This is a genomic window from Lysobacter firmicutimachus (genome assembly GCF_037027445.1).
Classification (GTDB): domain Bacteria; phylum Pseudomonadota; class Gammaproteobacteria; order Xanthomonadales; family Xanthomonadaceae; genus Lysobacter; species Lysobacter firmicutimachus.
Genome location: NZ_JBANDL010000002.1, coordinates 1,003,529 through 1,022,209, shown reverse-complemented (window position 1 = coordinate 1,022,209; position 18,681 = coordinate 1,003,529). Strand labels below are relative to the sequence as shown.

Sequence of the window (18,681 nt, the reverse complement as noted above, 5' to 3'; positions counted from 1 at the left end):
CTCTGGCCGTCCCTCATCGCAGCGGAGCAGCGCCATGGCCCATCGCAGCCGCCTGGCCGGATTCATCATCGATTGCGAAACCGGCGAGATCGACCAGGCTGCCGAATTCTGGAGCCGCGCGCTCGGCCTGGCCCGGGTCGAACAGGCCTACGACGGCGACGGCGCGCAGTACGCGCCGCTGGCCGAAGGCCCGGCCGGGCTCAACATCGAAGTACAGATGGTCGATCACCCCTCGCGCGTGCACCTGGACATCGAAAGCGACGACATCGACGCCGAGGCCGCGCGCCTGGAGGCGTTGGGCGCCACGCGCATCGGCTTCGTCAAGCGCTGGTGGGTGATGCAGGCGCCGACCGGGCACCGGTTCTGCATCGTGCGCATGAAGCACCCCGAGCGCGGCCCGGCGCCCAACGTCTGGGACTGAGCCCGGCGTCGAGAGCGCGTGGTTGCCGCGCTCAACCTTCGTCGACCGCGAGCCGGTCGCGGCCCTGCGCCTTGGCCCGGTACAGCGCGCGGTCGGCGCGGTCGAACACCTGCTCGGGCCGGTCGCGCGCGGGATCGCCGCCGGCGATGCCGATCGACACCGTCAACGCGAACGGCAGCGAAGCGCGCGCCAGGCGCTGGCGGATGCGCTCGCCGACTTCGCTCGCGGTCGCCAGATGCGTGCCCGGCAGCACCACCAGGAACTCTTCGCCGCCGAAACGCACCGCCACGTCGCCCTCGCGGATCGACGCGGCGACCGCATCGCCGACCGCGCGCAGGGCGCGGTCGCCGAGCAGATGCCCGTAGCGATCGTTGACCTGCTTGAAGTGATCGACGTCGACCAACAGCAAGGTGTAGGCGGCGTTGCGCAAGGGCTCCATCGCATCCTCGCTGCCCAACAGCTGGCTCAGGGCCGAACGGTTGAGCAGCCCGGTCAGCGCGTCGTGGCGGGCGCTGTGCTGGAGCAGTTCGTGACGCCGCTGCAGGTCGGCCTGGGCCGACTCCAGTTGCAAGGCGAAAGCTTCGCGCTCGGACAGCAAGCGGCGCTGTTCGATCGCATAGCGGCGCAGCTCGAACAGGTGCTGCACCTGGCGCGCGATCACCGCCACGCCGTCGCGCTGGGCCGCGCGCAACTCGCGCGGCCGGTGGTCGAGCACGCACAGCGTGCCGAGGGCGTAACCGTCGGGACTCATCAGCGGCGCACCGGCGTAGAAACGCAGCGGCCGTCCGTCGAGTTTGAGGCCGAGCCCGGCGAAACGCGGGTCCTCGGCGGTGTCGGCGATCACCATCAGCCGATCGGGCTCGGCGTCGGCGATCAGCTGGCTGCAGATGCTTTGCGAGCGCAGGCGCTCGGTTTCGCCCAGGCCGTGGCGCGCCTTGTACCAGATGCGGCCGTTGTCGACCAGGGCGATCGCCGCCGCCGACGCGTCGCACAGCGTCGCCGCCAGCCGCACCAGATCGTCGTAGGCCGCCTCCGGCACGCTGTCGAGCAGTTCGTAGCCTTCCAACGCCGATTGCCGCGCCGACTCGTCGTGCGGCTCGGGCAGCAACGGAAACGGACTGGGGCGCAGCGGCACGATGGGCATCGGCGGGCCGGACCAGGCGGTGACGGCCGCCAGCCTAAGTCGCGCTCGATTCATGTCCTGTGACGATTCCATCCGCGAACTGCGACCGGGTCGTCCTCCCGGCTCAGCCGGCGCTGGGATTCGGCGCGGCGTCCGCGCCCGCGCCCGCGGCTCAACCGCGATCCAGCCAGACCTGCAGGCCCTGCGCGTTGAGCTCGATGTCCACCGCCAGGATCGTCCGTACCTGCGACTCGTCCAGGGCGCAGCCGTGGGCACGCACGCGCTGGACATAGTAGTCGCCCAACTGCGCGACCAGGCGCGCATGGCGGTCGCCGCCGGCGGCCTGCGCGGCGCGGGCGATCGCCACCATCGCGTCGATCTGCACGATCAGTTCCGCGCCCAGCCGCTGCACGTCGCCGACCGGGCCGTAATGGGTCAGGCGCATGGCCGCGGGATCGCGGGCCAGCAGCGCGCGGATCGAGGCCTTCAAGGGCTCCGGCTCGAACTGCACCGGCGTGCTGGTCGGCAGGGCGTACGGCCCGCGCGCACTGTCGAACTCGCGATAGGACAGGCCGAAGGTGTCGCCGGTGAACCAACTGCGGCTGCGCTCGTCCCACAAGCACAGGTGGTGGCGCGCATGACCGGGCGTGTCGACGCACAGCAGCGGCCGTCCGGCGAGCTCCACCGTGCAACCGTCGCCGGCGCTGACCACCCGCTCGGCCGGCACCGGCACGATGTCGCCGTAGCTGCGCGCCATTTCCTCCGCGCCGTAGACCGCAGTGGCGCCGGCGACCAGGCGCGCCGGGTCGATCATGTGCGGCGCGCCGCGCGGGTGCACCAGCAGTCGCGCATTCGGCAACTGCCGCATCAGCGCGCCGGCGCCGCCGGCATGGTCGAGATGGACGTGGGTCAGGATCAGCCAGTCGACGTCGGCCGGCGCCAGCCCCCGCGCGCCCAGCGCCTGCAACAGCCTGGGCACCGAATGCTGGGTGCCGCAGTCGACGAAGGCGGCGCGGCCGCGCTCGACGATCAGATAGGCCGCGTCGAACGCCGGGCGGTGGAAGCCGGTATCGACGGTGTCGATGCCGTGGTCGGCGGAGGCTGCGTTCATGGCGGGGCCTGCGGGAACGAAGGCCCCAGTCTAAGCCGCCACTCGCGGCGCGGCGATGCGACCTGAGTCGAAAGCCCCGCGCTACGGCTCAATCGCCGTGCGGATAAGCGCGCCGCAGCCAATGCCGGCGCAAGGCCCAGGCCAGGGCCAGCATCGCCAGGAACACGCCGTAGCCGAGCGACGTGGCCAGGATCTGCGGCCACATCGCACCGTAGTTCGCCCCGGCGTGGGCGTGCGCCCAATGCACCGCGAGCACGAAGGCGCACACCGAGACCATCAGCGACACGGCATCGAACAACTGTCGCGCCGGCGTGCGCGGCCGGCGCGGGTACAGCCAAAACAGCGCGCCCAAAATCGCGAACCAGGGCAGGAACAGGATCAGCGCCAGGTTGAGCTCGACGAAACGGCTCACGTCGCGGCGCCGGCCTTGGCCGCTTCGGCCTGCGCTTCGGCTTGCACGATCGCCGCCAGCGCGGCCGCGGCCTCCTCGCGCTGCGCCGGCTGCAGCGGTTCGGCCGCGGCCAGCAGCGCGTCCAGATCGCTGCGGCCGCTCTTGAGTGCGGCGATCAACTGGCCGGCGTCCTTGGGCGAAGCGAAGCCCTGGCTCTGCACCAGCACCCGGTCGCCGTCGGCGAGCTTGAAATAGAACCGTCCGTCGGCCTCGCGGTACTGCTTGAACACCGGCAGCGCGCGACGGGTCTCGGTCTCGGCCGCGGCCGCGCCAGAGGCCTGCGACAGATCGCGCAAGCCCACCGCTTCGCGCAGCTTCTTCATCGAGGCGACGGCGTAGCGCTCGCGCACTCGCCTGGCACCGTCGATCAGGATCGCCTCGATCTTCTCCGGCTGCGCCATCAGCGCTTCGTATTTCTCGCGCAGCGGCGCGATCTCGCGGTCGATGCGCTCGAACAGCGCCTGCTTGGCCTCGCCCCAGGCGATGCCGTCGGCGAAGGCCTGGCGCATCGCCGCGGTTTCGTCGGCGCTGGCGAAGGCCTGGTAGATCTGGAACAGCGCCGAACCCTCGGTCGACTTGGGCTCGCCCGGCGCGCGCGAATCGGTGACGATCGAATAGATCAGCTTCTTCAGCTGCTCGCGCGGCGCGAACAGCGGAATGGTGTTGTCGTAGCTCTTGCTCATCTTGCGCCCGTCCAGGCCCGGCAGGGTCGCCACCGCCTCTTCGATCTGCGCTTCGGGCAGGACGAAATGCTCGCCGTAGAGATGGTTGAAGCGCTGGGCGAAATCGCGCGCCATCTCGATGTGCTGGATCTGGTCGCGGCCGACCGGCACCTTGTGCGCGTTGAACACCAGGATGTCGGCCGACATCAGCACCGGGTACATGAACAAGCCGGCGGTGATCGCCGCGTCGTCGTCTTCGCCTTCGGCGCGGTTCTTGTCGACCGCCGCCTTGTAGGCATGGGCGCGGTTGAGGATGCCCTTGCCGGCGACGCAGGTCAGGAACCAGGACAGTTCCGGAATCTCGACGATCTCGCTCTGCCGGTAGAACCACACCTTGGCCGGGTCCAGGCCGCAGGCCAGCCAGGCCGCGGCGATCTCCAGCGTGGAGCGCTGCACCCGCGCCGGCTCCTGCACCTTGATCAGCGCATGCAGGTCGGCGAGGAAGTAAAAGCTTTCCACGCCCGGGGTCAGGCTGGCGGCGACCGCCGGGCGGATCGCGCCGACGTAGTTGCCGAGGTGCGGGGTGCCGGAGGTGGTGATGCCGGTGAGAACGCGGGTCTGGGTCATGGGCGGCGCGGGTGCAACGTGTGGCCGGCCAGTGTACCGCCTGGGCCGGACCGCGGCGGTGCGCCCTGCCGTGCGAACCGCGGACACGGGGCGCCGGTGCCGCCGCGCCTGGCGCACGCGGGGCTGCCGCAGTCCCAAGTCCGCCCGGCTGAGCGGCGGCTGACCGCGACCGCCGCGGCGCCGACCGCGCAACCCCGTTGCCGACACTGCCGCGTTCGATCTCACGACCACCCCGGAGACGCCGCCATGTTCCGCTCGCTCGTCCTGCTCGCCGCTGCCGCCCTGACCGCCAGCGCCTGCTCCCCGCTGCACGCACGCCCGCTGGTCGACGTCGCGGTGGTCGACCGCGACAACGGCGACTGGCTGCCGGCCTGGCCGCACCGCGGCCAGCAGTGGATCGCCGGCACGCCCGGCCATCGCTATTCGGTGCGCCTGACCAACACCAGCGGCGAACGCGTGCTGGTGGTGTTGTCGGTCGACGGCGTCAACGCCGTCACCGGCCAGACCGCGCATCCGTCCCAGGCCGGCTATGTGCTCGACCCCTGGCAGTCCACCGAGATCAACGGCTGGCGCAAGTCGCTCGACGACGTCGCCCAGTTCGTGTTCACCGACCTGCCCGACAGCTATGCCGCGCGCACCGGCCGCCCCGACAACGTCGGCGTGATCGGCGTCGCGGTGTTCGAGGAGTCGCGCCCGGTCTATCGCGAGCCGCGCTATCCCTACCCGGCGCCGGCGCCCTACCCGCCGTACGCGCGCGACGAAGCGGCCAAGGCCGAACGTCGCGCGGCCGGCAACGCCGCTCCGTCGGCGGCGAGCGAGGCCGCGGCCGACGCCGCCGCGCAATCGATCGGCACCGGCCACGGCGCGCGCGAGTGGTCGCCGGTCGGCCAGACCCAGTTCGTGCGCGCCAGCCGTTCGCCGGCGCAAGTGCTGGAACTGCGCTACGACGATTACCGTAGCCTGGTCGCGCGCGGCGTGGTGCCGCGCTACCGCGCACCGTACCGCGATCCGCAGCCGCGCGCGTTCCCCAACGGTTTCGTCGCCGATCCGCCGTCGCGCGGCTGGTGAGGTTGGGGACGCAAACGACGAAGGGCCGGACGGATCCGGCCCTTCGTCGTTCTTGGTCGAACCGCAGCGACGTCGCTGCCGCGGTGCAGCGCGATCAGTTCAAGGTCTTGCCGAAATCGCGCACTTCCTTCTCGGCGCGCTCGCGCTCCCAACCGTAGCGTTCCTGCAGCTTTCCGGCCAGGTATTCGGAATTGCCTTCGGCGACATCGAACACGTCGTCGGTCAGGTCGCCCCACTTGGCCTGGGCCTTGCCCTTGAGCTGGGTCCACTTGCCGGCAATGATGTCTTTGTTCATCGTTCGACTCCTTCGTTGGGGGATGTCGATTTCGGCGCGATGCGTGCGTATTGCAGCTGGCGCGCATCCGGGCTTGCCGATATCGCGTGGCCAGTGTCGCAGCGCATCCGTTCGCGAGCGATCACGATTGCGTTAGCCGGCGATTGACCTCGGTGAACCGGATGAACTCTTCAGCCGCATTCGTGCGCGGGTTCGCATTCATGACGAGAACGAAGGTGAGGCGCAGCCGCACCTCATGACGCACCCCGGGGATCGGCAGGCGCCCGGCGTTCCACGCATGATCCGCAGGCAAAGAAAAAGGCCGGATCGCTCCGGCCTTTTTCGTGAGGCATCGCGGCTTGCGGCTTACTTGCCGTCGCTCGCCTTCTCGGCGGTCTCCTCGACCTTTTCGCCGGCCTTCTGCACGTCCTTGCCGGCGCCGGCGATCGTGTTGCACGCGGACAGGGTGCCCATCGAGAACAGGGCCAGCAGCAACAGGGCAGTCAAACGCTTCATGGGATCTCCTTGAACGGTCTGATTCGAACCGCCGACGACCAAAGCGGATGGTCCGGCTGGGTTCGGTGGGTGGCCGTCGATGAGTGGCCGGTGCCGGTCGCGCGCTCGTCGCGTCCTGTCGATCATGAGACGCGAGCGAATGTGAAGCCGGCGTGCAATCCGCACCGTCGCCACGACCGGACAAGGCCTTGCCGCATGCCCTGCCGCGTCGCCGTCAGCCGCGATTCATCGCCGCGGCGGCGACGGCGACCCTCACTCGCGCATCAGGGTCGACTTGCCGAACAGGCTCTCGACCAGGTCGACCGCGAGCTTGGCGGTGCGGTTGCGCTTGTCCAGGATCGGATTGAGTTCGACGATGTCCAGCGAGGCCAGCCGCCCGCTGTCGGCGATCATCTCCATCACCAGCTGCGCCTCTCGGTAATTCGGTCCGCCCGGCACGGTGGTGCCCACGCCCGGCGCGATGCTCGGGTCGAGGAAGTCGACGTCGAAGCTGACGTGCAGATGGGTGTTTTCGTCCAGGCCTTCCAGCGCTTCCTCCATCACCCGGCGCATGCCGATCTCGTCGATATAGCGCATGTCGTACACGTCCAGGCCGTGCTGCTGGATCAGCTGCTTCTCGCCCGGGTCGACCGAACGGATGCCGATCTGGCGGATCTCGTCCGCGCGCATCGCCGGCGCCGAACCGCCGAGATGGGTCAGCGGTTCCGGGCCGAGGCCGCACAGGCACGACACCGGCATGCCGTGGATGTTGCCCGACGGCGTGACCTGGCTGGTGTTGAAGTCGGCATGCGCATCCAGCCACAACACGCGCAATTGCTTGCCGGTGTCGCGGCAATGGCGAGCGACCGCGGTGATCGAGCCCAGCCCCAGGCAGTGGTCGCCGCCGAGCAGGATCGGCATGCGCCCGCCCTTCAGTTCGGCGCCGACCGCATCCATCACCAGCCGGTTCCAGGCCACCACTTCGGGCAGGTGGCGATAGCCCTCCACCGGCTTCTGCCAGGGGTTGCGCGGACCGTCGAGATTGCCGCGATCGACCACGTCGACGCCGCGCGCGCTCAGCGCTTCGCCAAGGCCGGCGATGCGCAGCGCCTCGGGCCCGAGCCGCGCGCCGCGATGGCCGGCGCCGACGTCGGTGGGCGCGCCGATAAGCGAGACCGGGGGATAGGTACGACTCATGAGAATTCCTCTGGCGGCGCGCAGCGACGGCGCCGCAGTATCGAAGGTGAACGCAGACGATGCCCGCGGCATCGCGCGATCGCCGCAACAGGGCCGCGCGTTGCGCTGCGGCCGCCGACGATGCGGGCATTCTAGCGCAGGGGTGGGGCTGAGCTGGGCAATAGCGGCGGCTGCGCTGCGGTGCAGAGCAATGGGGGAATATGGCCGATCGACGCAGGCAGCAGCCATGGCTCCCGCCGCCGGAACGATACGCCGTCAGCGGCTATCGGTGTGGATCGAGCGCGCCGGACGGCACGCCGCCTTCGGACCACCGGCCGGGCGGTTCGCTTCACTCGGCCTCGCGCGGCCCGGCGGTTGCGCGGAAGCGGTCGTCGCGCTTGAGAACCGGGGATGCGATGGCGGGGGTGTAGGAAAAGTGCCGGTCGGCTGACGGCCTTCGGGCGGTTGGCCGGGCGGTTGTCTTCTTCCCGGATTCACGTGGTGCCGCTTGTCCGAATCGAACGGACGACCGCTCGCTTACAAGGCGAGTGCTCTACCAACTGAGCTAAAGCGGCAAGTTGTGTGTCGCGTGGCCCGCGGGAGATGCGCCTGCGGCGATCCGGGGCGCGGCCATTCTACCGTCTCTCGCGTCGCCGCGGCGCGCAGGCCGGCGCGGCGGCGATCAGCCCATCGCCGAGCAGGACAGGCTCCGCCAGCGCTGTGCGCCGGACGCGCGGCGCAACGCATCGCCGTCGCTCGCGCTCGCGGCGACGTCGATCCAGGTCGCCGCCGCCGTTTCGCCGAGCGCTTCCACCTGCGCCGGAAAACCGGCCTGGCTCAACGAGGCGGCACGCTTGCGCGCGGAGTCTTCGTTGCGGAACCGTCCCAGGGCGATGCCGTTGGCGTCGGCGCCCTCGCCCATCACGAACAGATCGTCGAAGCCGGCGGCGCGAATGCGCTGCGCGGTCGCCTGCGCGGCGTCCCGGCTCGCCGCCGGCGGCAGGTACACGCGCCAACCGCGCGCGGCCGAAGCGGCGCCCTGGCTGCGCGTGGTCAGCTTCTGCGCCAGCGGCTGCAGCTTGGCGCGTGCGGCGTCGGCGGCCACGGCGTCGGCGAACGGGCCCAGGCTGTAGCACTGCGGCTTGGGCTGCGCGGCCAGCGCGGTCTCGGCCGGGGTTGGGGCCGACGGGTCGGTCGCGGGAGCGGCGGCGGCCGGTTCCGGCACGACGGATTCCCGCGGTTTCGGCGCGGCAGCCGGCGGTTGCGCCGGCGCGGTCGGCGACGCCGCAGGCGCGGGCGACGCGGCGGGAGCAACGGGAGCGGCGGATTCGCCGACCAGCCGCAGGCGGGCCACGCCGAGCGGCAACGCTTCTTCGGCGGGGACGGCCGGCGCGGGACGCGCGACCCACCAGGCGGCGACGCCGATGTTGAGCGCGATCAACAGAACGATGAGAGCACGAGCGAGCATGCGCCGATTCTAGCGTCAGCCGTCACGCCGGAGTCTCGATGCCGGCCCAGATCGCAAGGCCTTCCAGCACCAGCGCCGGTTCCTGGGTCGATGCCGGCAGCCACCGCGCCAGGGCTTCGCTGCCGCCGCCGTGCAGCAGCAGCCGCGGCCGCTGGCCCAGGCGCGCCTGCGCGCGCTCGAGACTGCGCTCGATCAGGGCCAGCGCGGCGCCGTTGGCGCCGGACGCCAGCGCGTCTTCGGTGTCGGCGGCGAAATCGAGCGTATCGCCGCCGTCCTCGGGCAGTTGCGGCGCGCGCGCGTGCAGCGCTTCGCGCATCAGGGTCGGCGACGGCGCGATCAGGCCGCCGTGGTGCAGGCCCTGCTCGTCGATCAGGTCGATGGTCAGCGCGGTGCCGACGCCGCAGATCAGCGCCGCGCCACGCTGCTGCGCGTGCGCGCCGAGCAGGGCCAGGAAACGGTCGACGCCGAACTTGCGCGGATCGGCATAGGCGATGCGCACGCGGCCGAAGCCGTCGCGGGCGAAGCCGGCCTGGGTGCGCGCCAGCGAGATCCGCCGACAGCGCGCGGTCAGCGCCTGCAGCACCGCCATGCGCAAGGCCGGATGAGCGACGCTGGCCAGATAGGCGGTGTCGATGCGCGCCTGCGGCAGGGTCTCGCCCAACGCCGCAGCGACGTCGTCCTCGCGGTGCGGCAGGGCGCAGACCGGCCCCGGACGACCGTCCGCGCCGAGCGGCGCGCACTTGAGCCGGGTGTTGCCGAGGTCGAACAGCCAGGCCGTCATCGTGCCGGCTCCGCGCGGCGCACGCTGACTTCGCCGGCATGGAAACGGCGCTCTTCGCCGTCGTCCAGGCGCACCCGCAACGCCCCGTCGTCGGCCAGGCCGAGGGCGAGGCCGTCATGGCGCAGCTCGGCGCCGTACACGCTGACCGGTTGGCCGGCGAGTGCGTCGAACGCGGCGTAGCGATCCAGAAACGGCTCCAGCCCGGCGCGGTCGAACTCGTCCAGCGCGGGCAGCAAGCGCGCCAGCACCGCTGCCGCCACCGCGTTGCGCGACAGTGCGCGGCCGGGCGCGAGCCCGGCCAGGTCGCACCAGGGCTGGTCGATCGCGGCCGCCGCCTGCGCCGGCATGCGCACGTTGAGGCCGAGGCCGATCACCGCGCGCGCCGGCCCGGCGTACTCGCCGCCGCCTTCGATCAGCAGGCCGCCGAGCTTGCGCAGCCCGGCGCCGTCGGTCACGACCAGGTCGTTCGGCCATTTCAGCCGCACGTCGGCGTAACCCAGCCCCTGCAGGGCTTCGGCCGCGGCGATGCCGGCGACCAGGCTCAGGCCGCCCAGCCGCGCCAGGCCGCCGCCGAAGCTGCGCGCCAGCGACAGGTACAGATGCGCCGCCAAGGGCGAGGCCCAGACCCGGCCGCGACGGCCGCGGCCGCCGGTCTGGCGTTCGGCCAGCAGCACCAGCGCCCCGTCGGCCGGGGTCGGCCGGCGCAGCAGTTCGGTGTTGGTCGAGTCCAGGCTCCAGGCCACGTCCAGCTCGGCCAGGCGCGCGCGCGCCGCGGCCGGCAATGCGGCGCGGATCGCCTCGGCGTCGAGCAGATCCAGCGGTTGCGCCAGCGCATAGCCGCGCCCAGGCTTGGCCTCGATCGCGACCCCGGCCTCGCGCAGGGCTTCGATCCGCTTCCACACCGCGGCGCGGGTCTGCCCGGCCGCGCTGGCCAGCGCATCGCCGGTCGCCGGCCCCTGGATCAGGCGTTGCAACAAAGCGCGGTCGTCCATCAGCCGCGCCGCCAGCGATGCAGCAGCCGCACCCGCGCGAACCGCGATTCGGTGCCGGCGCGCAGCCGGGCCAGATTGCCGCGGTGGGTGAAAGCGATCAGCAGCGCCGCGGCGATCGCGAAGCACCAGCGCGGCAAGCCGGCGTCGCCGAGCCAGGCCAGCAGCGGCAGGCAGGCCGCCGCCAGCACCGTGGCCAGGCCGACATAGCCGCTGAGCACCACGGTCGCGCCCCAGACCAGCAGCAGCCACGGCACCGCGAACGGCCACAGCACCAGCAATGCGCCGACCACGGTCGCCGCGCCCTTGCCGCCGCGGAAGCCGTGCCAGATCGGCCAGATATGCCCGATTACCGCGGCGAAACCGGCCAGATAGCCGTGCGCGGTCACCGACAGCGCGGTGCCGACCGGGGCGTAGCGCAGCGCCAGCCAAGCCGCCAACGCGCCCTTGCCGATGTCGATCGCGACCACGCCGAGGGCGAAGCGCCAGCCTTGGGTGCGCAAGGCGTTGGTCCCGCCGGCGTTGCCGCTGCCTTGCTGGCGGATATCGACGCCGCGCCGCCGGCCCAGGACCAGGCTGCCGGAAACCGAACCGATCGCGTAGGCGACCAGCAACAAGGCCAACGTCGCCGGAGCGAGGTCGGTCAGGGCGGGCGTGGAGGCAGTGGGCAGCATGCGCGGATTATGCGCGAGGCGACCGCGATCCGAGCCCGATCCGAGCCCGACCCGGCCGGTTTCGGGCCGCGCCGGCGGCGAACCGCCGCGGACGGTCAGTCCTCTTGCGCAGGCGCCGGCTGCAGCGAGACCAGCAAGGCGCCGCGGCCGGCGTGGGCCCCCAACGCGGGGCCGGTCTCGACCAGCCAGGCCTCGCTCAACGCCAACCGGCGGCGCAGTTCGGCCAGCAGGCGCTCGCCGTCCCCGACCGCATCGCAATGGCCGACGATCGCCCGCCAGCGCTGGCCGGCGGGCAACTGCCGTGCGACGTAGCGGGCAAAGGCCTGCGCCGCGCCGGCGCGCGCGAACAGGCCGGTACGCACCCCCAGGCGGCCGTCGCCGCGCATCGCCGCGACCGGGGTCAGGCCGGTCCAGCGCACCAGCGCGCCGGCCCAGGCCGGAATCCGACCGCCGCGTACCGCGTGCGTGATGTCGCGCGCCATCGCCCAGGTCCGGGTCGCCGGGCGCAGGCGTTCGAGTTCGGCGACTATCGCCGCGGCGTCCCAGCCGGCCTCGGCCAGCTCCGCCGCGCGCCACGCCAGCAAGGCCTGGCCGCCGGCGGCGTTGACGCTGTCGAACACCCGCACCCGTTGCGGATCGGATCGGCTGGCGGCCTGTTCGCCGGCCTGCAGGGTGCCCGACACCGCGCGCGACAAGCCGACGTACAGCACCTGCGCGCGATGGCCGAGCAGGAAGTCGAAGCAGCGGCGGAAATCGCCCGCCGGCGGCTGGCTGGTGCGCGGTAGGTCGGCGCTGACGGCCATGCGGCGATAGAACTCGGCCGTGCTCAGCGCGGTCTTGTCCAGGTAATCGCGACCGTCGATCGACACCCGCACCGGCACCACCTGCAAGGCGTGGCGTTCGGCCAGTTCGTCGGGCAGGTCGGCGGCGCTGTCGGTGACCACCGCCACGCGCTGGTTGCGCTCGACGCTGCGCTGCTGCTGCAGCATGTCGTCGGCCTTCATGCCGTCAACTTCGCCGTGCGCGGCGCAGGCGTCGAACAATCGCTGCGGCGCACCGACGTGAGCGTGCACGCGCAGCCGCGCGGCGCCGCCGGCCAGCACCACGGAATCGGCATCGAGCGCTTCCAGCGCCGCGGCCAGGGCGGCGCGATCCATCGCGTCGCCGGTCAGCAGGCATTCGCAACACCAACGCCGCTGCGGGTCGACCGCGTCGTGGACGGCCGGCACCGCCGCGGCGAGAGGCCCGGCGCAAGCGTCGTTGGCGGCGCCGTGCGCGCCGCGCATGCGCAGCGCGCGCGGGCCGCCGTCGACGAATTCGGCGATGCCTTCCAGCAGATCGACGAAGCCGCGCGCGCCGGCGTCGACCACGCCGGCGCGCTGCAACAAGGCCAGTTGCTGCGGTGTTCTGGCCAAGGCGCTGCGGGCGTGCTCCAGCGCGACAGCGAAACCGGCGCGCGGGTCGCCGCCGTCGGCGCCGGCGCGGGCGGCTTCGTCGAGGGCGTCGGCGAAGGCGTTGATGACGCTGAGGATGGTCCCTTCCACCGGATGCGCCAGCGCCGCGCGCGCCTGCCCGGCGCCGTGCCGGACCGCGCCGGCCAGGGCGGCGGCGTCGAGCGCCGGCTGGGCGCGCGCGTACTCGGCGACGCCGTACAGGAACTGGGCCAGGATCGCGCCGGAGTTGCCGCGCGCGCCGTCGACGGCATCCTCGCCGACCCGTTGCAGCAGTTCGCCGATGTGCCGGCTGCGCCGGCTCAGCGCCCCGTTCAGCAGGCTGCCGAGGGTGTGGGCGAGGTTGTTGCCGGTGTCGCCGTCGGCGACCGGGAACACGTTGATCCGGTTGAGCCGGTCGCGCCCGGCGATGACCCGGCGGGCACCGGCGATCAGGGCCCGGCGCAGGGCCGGAGCGGTCAACGGCGGGCGGGCATCGGGCATGGCGCGAGTCTGGCGCAAACCCGCGCCGGCGCCTGCTGCGACGCAGCACAACGACCGCCGGTCGCACACCGCCGAAGGGCCGCCGACGCGGTCCCGGTTTCGCGCTATAGTCGGCAATCTCCCGTGGCTGGACGCCGGCCGGGACGACCTCCAAGGGATTCCGCCATGTTACGGATCTGCCTGTGCCTGCTGTTCGCCTTCGCCAGCGCGACCCTGGCCGTTGCGGAGGTCGGTGCGCGCGAGGTCAACAAGCTCAGCCCGAACGACGCCTGCTCCAGCAACGCCAGCGCGCCGCGCAAGGACACGGCGGCGCGGCCGGGCGGCCGCACGGCGCCGCCGCCGACTGCGCGCGACACCAAGGCCAAGCCCAGCGTGCACAGCGACTCGGAGAGCAACAACCGCCTGCAGTCGCCGCGCTGGCACAACTTCCTGCCGGGCATGTTCCGCTGATCCGCTGACGGTTCGCCCTTGTTCGATTTCCTGCGCCGGCTGCGGCGCCCGCCCCGCCCCATCGACGACGCCGTCTGGCGCGACACGGTCGCGACCCTGCCGTGGGCGCAGGCGCTGGATCCGGCGCGGCAGCAGCGGCTGCGCGAACTCAGCGCGCGCTTCCTGCACGAGAAGACCATCAGCCCGATCGGCGAACTGAACCTGGACGGGACGCAGCGCGCCCGGTTGGCCGCGCTGTGCTGCCTGCCCTTGCTTGAGTTCGGCGAAGAGGGCTTGCGCGGCTGGTCGCAACTGATCGTCTACCCCGACGCGTTCCGGGTGAACCGCAGCCACACCGACGCCGCCGGCGTGCTGCACGAATGGCAGGACGAACTGATCGGCGAAGCCTGGGAGCAAGGCCCGCTGATCCTGTCCTGGGCCGACGTCGGCGCCGACTGCGAAGACCCGCATGCGGGCTTCTGCGTCGCCGCTCACGAAATGGCGCACAAGCTCGACGTGCTCGACGGCCTGCTCGACGGCACCCCGCCGCTGCCGCGCGCCTGGCAGCGGCAATGGGCGCGCGATTTCCAGCGCACCTACGACGCCTTCGTGCAGGAGGTCGACGCCGGCCGCGAAACCGCGATCGATCCTTACGCCGCCGAAGCGCCGGAAGAATTCTTCGCCGTCGCCACCGAATACCACTTCAGCGATCCGCAATTGCTGCGCCAGGAAATGCCCGAGGTCGCCGCGCATCTGGAGCGCTTCTACGGCCCCTCGCCGTTCGCCTGAAGCCTCCCTCTGTAGGAGCGGCGTAAGCCGCGACCACGGACCGCGCAGAAAAAACGGCGACGACTCCAGCCATCGAGACTACGCTCTGCCGCGGGTAGAACGGCAGCGCAGTCGCGCCAACGCTTGCCTCGTCCACGAACGCGGTACGGCCCAGGGGTAGGAGCGGCGCAAGCCGCGCCCCATCGCCGCGGTCTCGCTTCGTCCGTTCGCGGTCGAAGCAGAATCGATGCGCAATGCAGGACAGCGCGAGATCGATGCATCGCGGTCGCGGCTTACGCCGCTCCTACAGGAAGCCGGGCGGCTTAGCGCGGGCGGCCGGCCGCGCTTACAAGCCCGGCGGCAGCTTCACTTCGAAGCGCGTGCCGCCCAGCTCCTGCGACGGCGTCACGTCGAGCGTGCCGCGATAGCCGCGCACCAGATCCTGCACGATCGCCAGGCCGATGCCGTGGCCGTGCACGCGTTCGTCGCCGCGCACCCCGCGCTGCAAGATCATCGCCACCTTTTCCGGCGGAATCCCCGGGCCGTCGTCGTCGACCGCGATCAGCAGGCCGGGCCGGCGGTTGGCCGCGGTCTCGCCGGCCTGCACGGTCAGCAGCACCCGCGAGCGCGCCCACTTGAACGCGTTCTCGAGCAGATTGCCGAGCAGTTCCTGCAGATCGCCCGGTTCGCCGTGGAACTGCACTGCGTCGGCGAGTTCGAACTCGCACAGGATGCCCTTGTTCGCATACACCTTCTCCAGCCCGCGCACGATCTCCTCGGCGTGCGGCTCGATCGCGATCGGCGCGGCGAACAAGGCGTGGCCGCCGGACGCGGCGCGGGCCAACTGGTAGGACACCAGATCGTTCATGCGCCGCAACTGCACGTCCAGGTCTTCGCGCAGGTCGGCGTCGATCGGCGCGCCGCCGTTGCGGTCGTCCAGCCGCGCGCGCAGCACCGCCAGCGGCGTCTTCAGGCTATGGGCGAGATCGGCCAGGGTGTTGCGCTGACGGTCGAGGTTCTCGCGCTCGCTCTCGATGAAGGCGTTGATGCTTTCGGTCAACGGCTCCAGCTCGCGCGGATGGCGCTCGCTCATGCGCGAGGCCAGGCCGCGCTGGACCCGCTTGAGCTCCTCGATCACCCGCCGCAGCGGACGCAGGCTCCATTGCATGATCAGCGCCTGCAGCAGCAGCAGGATCACCCCGGCGCCGCCGAGGTAGTTCCACAAGGCCTTGCGGAACACCGCGACCTGGGCGCGCAACGCGCTGGTGTCCTCCAGGATGTAGATCGTGTACTGGAATTCCGACTTGCTGTCGCCGTCGACGCTCCAGATCAGGCCGCGGCCGTAGCGGTAGGCCTCGCCGGTGCGGCCGCTGATCTCGGTGATCGGCAGCGGCCCCTCGAAGGTCTCCTGGGCCGGCTTGAGCATGCCGCCGTCGGGCAGCACCGGCCCCTGCGCCGACATCGAATCCCAGTGCCCGTTGGGCAGGATCACTTCGGCGTACAGACCGCTGCCGGGCCGGTCGAAACGCGGGTCGGGCGGGTCGTAGGGAGGAATGATCTCGCCGCCGCGGCCGAAGTCGGTGTCGGCGGCATAGGCCAGCGCGTAGCTGGTCAGGCGCTGGCGCAGATTGCTTTCGGCGGTCTCGAGGAAGGCGCGGTCCAGCGCATAGCCGGCCAGGGCCAGGAAAGCGAGCAGGCCGAGGCTGGCGGCGAGCAGTTGGCGGGCGCGCAGCGAGCGCGGCTGGCCCCAGCTCATCGGGCCGCAGGGGCCGGCGGGCCCGCCTCGGTTGGGGACGCGGGCCGCATGGGTCGGGTTGCGCTCCTGGATCCGGTTCTGGGTCCGGGGCGAACATCCGCCCCGCCCGCTTCAATCGCCGCAACGCGGCCTGTCTTCAAGCGCCGCTGCGGGGCGTATCGTCCACCCCGCGCACGCGCGCTGTCCACTCTCCCCGCCGCCGGCGGGGAGTCGGGCTCAATCCCCGCTGCGGGGGATCGCGAAACGGTAGCCGCGGCCGCGCACGGTCTCGATCGGCTTCAGCGCGCCGTCCGGGTCGAGCTTCTTGCGCAGCCGGCCGATGAAGACTTCCAGCACGTTGGAGTCGCGGTCGAAGTCCTGCTGGTAGATGTGCTCGGTGAGATCGGCCTTCGAGACCAGTTCGCCGGCATGCATCATCAGGTATTCGAGCACTTTGTATTCGTAGCTGGTCAGGTCGACGTTGCCGCCGTTGACGCTGACCGTCTGCGCCGCCAGGTCGAGCATGACCGGGCCGCATTCCAGGGTCGGCTTGCTCCAGCCCGCGGCGCGGCGGACCAGGGCGTTGAGCCGGGCCAGCAGTTCTTCGACGTGGAAGGGCTTGACCAGGTAGTCGTCGGCGCCTTGCTTGAGGCCTTCGACCTTGTCCTGCCAGCTGGAACGGGCGGTCAGGATCAGCACCGGGAATTTCTTGCCCTCGTCGCGCAGCGCCTTGATCAGCTCCATGCCCGACATCTTCGGCAGGCCCAGATCGATGATGCCCAGGTCGAACGGCACTTCGCGGCCCATGTACAGGCCCTCCTCGCCGTCCTGCGCAGCGTCGACCGCGAAGCCCTCGCGCTTGAGGCGCGCGGCCAGGGTCTCGCGCAGAGGCGCTTCGTCTTCGACCAGCAGAATTCGCATGGGCACTCCCTAGATGATTGCGGCGCCCCGACAGGATCGTGAGGGCCGTCGAAGCGAAGATTAGTCGTTATCGCTGTCTTCGCGGCGTGTAGGACGGTCGTTCTCCCGTCCGCCGCGCTGCTGCGGGTCGTCCATGTAGACCCGGACCCGGCCGCTGGAATCGACGACCTTGACCCGGTTGACGTCCCGCCCGTCGAAGGGGATGCGCTCGGCGCTGAGCACCTGCCCGCCGCCGCTTTCACGCTCGACCCGGCGGATCGCGTCCGACAGGGAGCGATGATCGTCGCGCCGGTCGTGGCCGCGCCACTGCCGTCCGTCGCCGTCGTGCTGGGCCATGGCCTGGCCGGCCGCCGCCAGCGAGGCGACGAGCAGCAGCGAGGACAGGACTCGGGCGGAGCGGATGCTCATGACGTTCGGCGAAGACCCCTGCGCAACAATAATGGACGAACCTAGCGGCGTGTCGGCATTTTCGAAACGCAGCGGTGAATCCGATCTGAACTTTTCCGCGCAGCGGTGGCCGGTGTTCAGCCCGAACCGACGCGCGTCACAAGCCGCGCCGGAACCGGTGCGCGGCTGAGAATCATTCCCGGCCCCGTCCCGGTCCGGATCCTTCCCGGAAGTCCTCAAGCCCCCTAGAAAATTTCGCCGACGCAACAGCGCAGGGAACCGCCGCCGGCCTCGATCGCGTCCAGCTCGACGGTGACCACCGCGAACCCGGCCGCGGCCAGGGCCGCCCGGCTGTCCGCGCTCAGCGCGCGCCCGGCGCCGCCGCTCATCCAGACCCGATAGGACGACAGCGCGATCGCATTGGCTGCGAACGCGCCCTGCTCGGCCGCCGACAGTACGATCCCGTGCGGCGCATAGAACGCCGCGATCGCCGCCGCCGTCGCCGGGTCGGCGAAGCCGGCCGGCGCAATCAGGGCCGCCCGCCCGGCCAGCACCGCCAGGACCACGTTGGCGTGGTACTCGCCCGGCGCCAGCTCGAACAGCAGGCTGGCGCGCAGGCCCAGGGCCTGGTGGATCAGCCGCGCGCCGGCCTCGTCGCAGCGCTCGGACAGGCCGATGTAGCCCAGCCCGCGGGCGCGGTCGATCACTGCCGAACCGGTCAGTTCGCAGGGATGCGGCTGCAACGACAGGTCGACCTCGGCATAGCCCAGCACCTGGCCGAAGAAGTCGCGGATGTCGGCGCGCTCGGCCTCGCGCTGGCGCACCGGATGGCGCATGCGCCCGACCAGGTAGCGCGCCGGCGCCGGATCGCCGGCGGCGTCGGCCCGGCCGGTGGCGAAGACGTTGTTCGGAAACAGGGCATCCGGGGTGTCCGGATCGCCGGCGAAGCACACCGTCGGCAAGACCTCGGCCAAGGAGCGGTGCAGTTCGCGATGCTGGGCGCTGGCGCGCCCGGGGTCGAAGCCTTCGGCGGCGGCCATGTAGCGATTGTCGCCGGCCGACTGCTCGGCCCGGGCGAACCCGTCCGGCGCGACCAGGAAGGCAGCGCGCGCCACCGGCGGGCCGAAATCGGCGGCCAGGCCGCGGGCGTGGGCGAAGAAGGCCTGCGGGTCGCGGCTGATCATGCC

Annotated in this window: 20 protein-coding genes, 1 tRNA gene and 1 pseudogene; 5 read left to right on the top strand and 17 right to left on the bottom strand. The window is 71.6% G+C overall.

The window, feature by feature from the left end; all coding sequences use genetic code 11:
• The first annotated feature begins 34 nt into the window (after window positions 1-34).
• Window positions 35-421 (top strand): VOC family protein, encoded by a 387-nt coding sequence (locus tag V2J18_RS04330; RefSeq protein ID WP_336131131.1) that lies wholly within the window; start codon window positions 35-37, stop codon window positions 419-421.
• Window positions 422-452: 31 nt separating this feature from the next.
• On the opposite strand, the gene V2J18_RS04325 is transcribed toward V2J18_RS04330, so the two are convergent.
• The 4 genes from V2J18_RS04325 to V2J18_RS04310 form a co-directional block, all read right to left on the bottom strand.
• Window positions 453-1,619, bottom strand: coding sequence for a GGDEF domain-containing protein (locus tag V2J18_RS04325; RefSeq protein WP_336131130.1), 1,167 nt, complete (start codon window positions 1,617-1,619; stop codon window positions 453-455).
• Between the two features lie 97 nt (window positions 1,620-1,716).
• Entirely contained in the window at window positions 1,717-2,655 is a 939-nt protein-coding gene (locus V2J18_RS04320) for an MBL fold metallo-hydrolase (protein WP_336131128.1), read from the bottom strand.
• Window positions 2,656-2,743: 88 nt separating this feature from the next.
• On the bottom strand, window positions 2,744-3,067 hold the full coding sequence (locus V2J18_RS04315) for a hypothetical protein (protein ID WP_336131127.1): 324 nt from the start codon (window positions 3,065-3,067) through the stop codon (window positions 2,744-2,746).
• Entirely contained in the window at window positions 3,064-4,395 is a 1,332-nt protein-coding gene (locus tag V2J18_RS04310; protein WP_336131126.1) for a tryptophan--tRNA ligase, read from the bottom strand. Before V2J18_RS04310 ends, V2J18_RS04315 begins: the two co-directional genes overlap by 4 nt.
• 246 nt (window positions 4,396-4,641) lie before the next feature.
• On the opposite strand from V2J18_RS04310, the gene V2J18_RS04305 reads away from it, so the two are divergent.
• Complete coding sequence (locus V2J18_RS04305) at window positions 4,642-5,463, top strand: hypothetical protein (RefSeq protein WP_064747246.1); 822 nt, start codon at window positions 4,642-4,644, stop codon at window positions 5,461-5,463.
• Between the two features lie 94 nt (window positions 5,464-5,557).
• Here V2J18_RS04305 and V2J18_RS04300 read toward each other — a convergent pair whose 3' ends face one another.
• The 9 genes from V2J18_RS04300 to V2J18_RS04260 form a co-directional block, all read right to left on the bottom strand.
• Complete coding sequence (locus tag V2J18_RS04300) at window positions 5,558-5,758, bottom strand: CsbD family protein (protein WP_064747247.1); 201 nt, start codon at window positions 5,756-5,758, stop codon at window positions 5,558-5,560.
• A 345-nt stretch (window positions 5,759-6,103) separates the two neighbouring features.
• A complete protein-coding gene (locus V2J18_RS04295; RefSeq protein WP_064747248.1) occupies window positions 6,104-6,253 on the bottom strand; it encodes an entericidin A/B family lipoprotein in 150 nt (49 codons plus the stop codon).
• 252 nt (window positions 6,254-6,505) lie between these two features.
• The gene (gene rocF, locus V2J18_RS04290; protein ID WP_064747249.1) at window positions 6,506-7,429 is read right to left on the bottom strand and encodes an arginase; all 924 of its coding nucleotides are present in this window, start codon (window positions 7,427-7,429) and stop codon (window positions 6,506-6,508) included.
• Window positions 7,430-7,907: 478 nt separating this feature from the next.
• Window positions 7,908-7,983, bottom strand: a tRNA-Thr gene (locus V2J18_RS04285).
• A gap of 107 nt (window positions 7,984-8,090) precedes the next feature.
• Window positions 8,091-8,876, bottom strand: coding sequence for an SPOR domain-containing protein (locus tag V2J18_RS04280; protein WP_336131125.1), 786 nt, complete (start codon window positions 8,874-8,876; stop codon window positions 8,091-8,093).
• A gap of 22 nt (window positions 8,877-8,898) precedes the next feature.
• A complete protein-coding gene (locus V2J18_RS04275; RefSeq protein WP_064747838.1) occupies window positions 8,899-9,657 on the bottom strand; it encodes a type III pantothenate kinase in 759 nt (252 codons plus the stop codon).
• Window positions 9,654-10,649, bottom strand: coding sequence for a bifunctional biotin--[acetyl-CoA-carboxylase] ligase/biotin operon repressor BirA (gene birA, locus V2J18_RS04270; RefSeq protein ID WP_336131124.1), 996 nt, complete (start codon window positions 10,647-10,649; stop codon window positions 9,654-9,656). Before birA ends, V2J18_RS04275 begins: the two co-directional genes overlap by 4 nt.
• The gene (locus V2J18_RS04265; protein WP_336131122.1) at window positions 10,649-11,320 is read right to left on the bottom strand and encodes a glycerol-3-phosphate acyltransferase; all 672 of its coding nucleotides are present in this window, start codon (window positions 11,318-11,320) and stop codon (window positions 10,649-10,651) included. Before V2J18_RS04265 ends, birA begins: the two co-directional genes overlap by 1 nt.
• A 95-nt stretch (window positions 11,321-11,415) precedes the next feature.
• Entirely contained in the window at window positions 11,416-13,254 is a 1,839-nt protein-coding gene (locus V2J18_RS04260; protein ID WP_336131120.1) for a DegV family protein, read from the bottom strand.
• Between the two features lie 165 nt (window positions 13,255-13,419).
• Here V2J18_RS04260 and V2J18_RS04255 point away from each other — a divergent pair, with 165 nt between their 5' ends.
• Window positions 13,420-13,704, top strand: coding sequence for a hypothetical protein (locus tag V2J18_RS04255; protein ID WP_336131119.1), 285 nt, complete (start codon window positions 13,420-13,422; stop codon window positions 13,702-13,704).
• Window positions 13,671-14,472: pseudogene (locus V2J18_RS04250) on the top strand (M90 family metallopeptidase). Before V2J18_RS04255 ends, V2J18_RS04250 begins: the two are co-directional and overlap by 34 nt.
• A gap of 325 nt (window positions 14,473-14,797) precedes the next feature.
• Here the strand turns inward: V2J18_RS04250 and V2J18_RS04245 are convergent.
• The 3 genes from V2J18_RS04245 to V2J18_RS04235 all read right to left on the bottom strand — a co-directional run bounded on the left by V2J18_RS04245 (window position 14,798) and on the right by V2J18_RS04235 (window position 17,515).
• Window positions 14,798-16,207: an ATP-binding protein gene (locus V2J18_RS04245; RefSeq protein ID WP_064747833.1), complete on the bottom strand. Its 1,410-nt coding sequence runs from the start codon at window positions 16,205-16,207 to the stop codon at window positions 14,798-14,800.
• Between the two features lie 216 nt (window positions 16,208-16,423).
• A complete protein-coding gene (locus V2J18_RS04240; protein ID WP_031372686.1) occupies window positions 16,424-17,107 on the bottom strand; it encodes a response regulator transcription factor in 684 nt (227 codons plus the stop codon).
• A 60-nt stretch (window positions 17,108-17,167) separates the two neighbouring features.
• The gene (locus V2J18_RS04235; RefSeq protein WP_425605938.1) at window positions 17,168-17,515 is read right to left on the bottom strand and encodes a hypothetical protein; all 348 of its coding nucleotides are present in this window, start codon (window positions 17,513-17,515) and stop codon (window positions 17,168-17,170) included.
• On the opposite strand from V2J18_RS04235, the gene V2J18_RS04230 reads away from it, so the two are divergent.
• The gene (locus V2J18_RS04230) at window positions 17,514-17,684 is read left to right on the top strand and encodes a hypothetical protein (protein ID WP_336131116.1); all 171 of its coding nucleotides are present in this window, start codon (window positions 17,514-17,516) and stop codon (window positions 17,682-17,684) included. The two genes, V2J18_RS04235 and V2J18_RS04230, sit on opposite strands and share 2 nt — an antisense overlap.
• A 55-nt stretch (window positions 17,685-17,739) precedes the next feature.
• Here V2J18_RS04230 and V2J18_RS04225 read toward each other — a convergent pair whose 3' ends face one another.
• Window positions 17,740-18,678 carry an arginine deiminase-related protein gene (locus tag V2J18_RS04225; protein ID WP_336131115.1) on the bottom strand — a complete coding sequence of 313 codons (939 nt, stop codon included), beginning with the start codon at window positions 18,676-18,678 and terminating at the stop codon, window positions 17,740-17,742.
• Window positions 18,679-18,681 lie beyond the last annotated feature (3 nt).

Excerpts from the sequence above, each read along its gene's own strand:
- V2J18_RS04330 (WP_336131131.1), top strand. The coding sequence starts at position 35 with ATGGCCCATCGCAGCCGCCTGGCCGGATTCATCATCGATTGCGAAACC.
- V2J18_RS04325 (WP_336131130.1), bottom strand. The coding sequence starts at position 1,619 with ATGAATCGAGCGCGACTTAGGCTGGCGGCCGTCACCGCCTGGTCCGGC.
- V2J18_RS04320 (WP_336131128.1), bottom strand. The coding sequence starts at position 2,655 with ATGAACGCAGCCTCCGCCGACCACGGCATCGACACCGTCGATACCGGC.
- V2J18_RS04310 (WP_336131126.1), bottom strand. The coding sequence starts at position 4,395 with ATGACCCAGACCCGCGTTCTCACCGGCATCACCACCTCCGGCACCCCG.
- V2J18_RS04305 (WP_064747246.1), top strand. The coding sequence starts at position 4,642 with ATGTTCCGCTCGCTCGTCCTGCTCGCCGCTGCCGCCCTGACCGCCAGC.
- V2J18_RS04300 (WP_064747247.1), bottom strand. The coding sequence starts at position 5,758 with ATGAACAAAGACATCATTGCCGGCAAGTGGACCCAGCTCAAGGGCAAG.
- V2J18_RS04295 (WP_064747248.1), bottom strand. The coding sequence starts at position 6,253 with ATGAAGCGTTTGACTGCCCTGTTGCTGCTGGCCCTGTTCTCGATGGGC.
- rocF (WP_064747249.1), bottom strand. The coding sequence starts at position 7,429 with ATGAGTCGTACCTATCCCCCGGTCTCGCTTATCGGCGCGCCCACCGAC.
- V2J18_RS04280 (WP_336131125.1), bottom strand. The coding sequence starts at position 8,876 with ATGCTCGCTCGTGCTCTCATCGTTCTGTTGATCGCGCTCAACATCGGC.
- V2J18_RS04275 (WP_064747838.1), bottom strand. The coding sequence starts at position 9,657 with ATGACGGCCTGGCTGTTCGACCTCGGCAACACCCGGCTCAAGTGCGCG.
- birA (WP_336131124.1), bottom strand. The coding sequence starts at position 10,649 with ATGGACGACCGCGCTTTGTTGCAACGCCTGATCCAGGGGCCGGCGACC.
- V2J18_RS04265 (WP_336131122.1), bottom strand. The coding sequence starts at position 11,320 with ATGCTGCCCACTGCCTCCACGCCCGCCCTGACCGACCTCGCTCCGGCG.
- V2J18_RS04260 (WP_336131120.1), bottom strand. The coding sequence starts at position 13,254 with ATGCCCGATGCCCGCCCGCCGTTGACCGCTCCGGCCCTGCGCCGGGCC.
- V2J18_RS04255 (WP_336131119.1), top strand. The coding sequence starts at position 13,420 with ATGTTACGGATCTGCCTGTGCCTGCTGTTCGCCTTCGCCAGCGCGACC.
- V2J18_RS04245 (WP_064747833.1), bottom strand. The coding sequence starts at position 16,207 with ATGAGCTGGGGCCAGCCGCGCTCGCTGCGCGCCCGCCAACTGCTCGCC.
- V2J18_RS04240 (WP_031372686.1), bottom strand. The coding sequence starts at position 17,107 with ATGCGAATTCTGCTGGTCGAAGACGAAGCGCCTCTGCGCGAGACCCTG.
- V2J18_RS04230 (WP_336131116.1), top strand. The coding sequence starts at position 17,514 with ATGACGTTCGGCGAAGACCCCTGCGCAACAATAATGGACGAACCTAGC.
- V2J18_RS04235 (WP_425605938.1), bottom strand. The coding sequence starts at position 17,515 with ATGAGCATCCGCTCCGCCCGAGTCCTGTCCTCGCTGCTGCTCGTCGCC.
- V2J18_RS04225 (WP_336131115.1), bottom strand. The coding sequence starts at position 18,678 with ATGATCAGCCGCGACCCGCAGGCCTTCTTCGCCCACGCCCGCGGCCTG.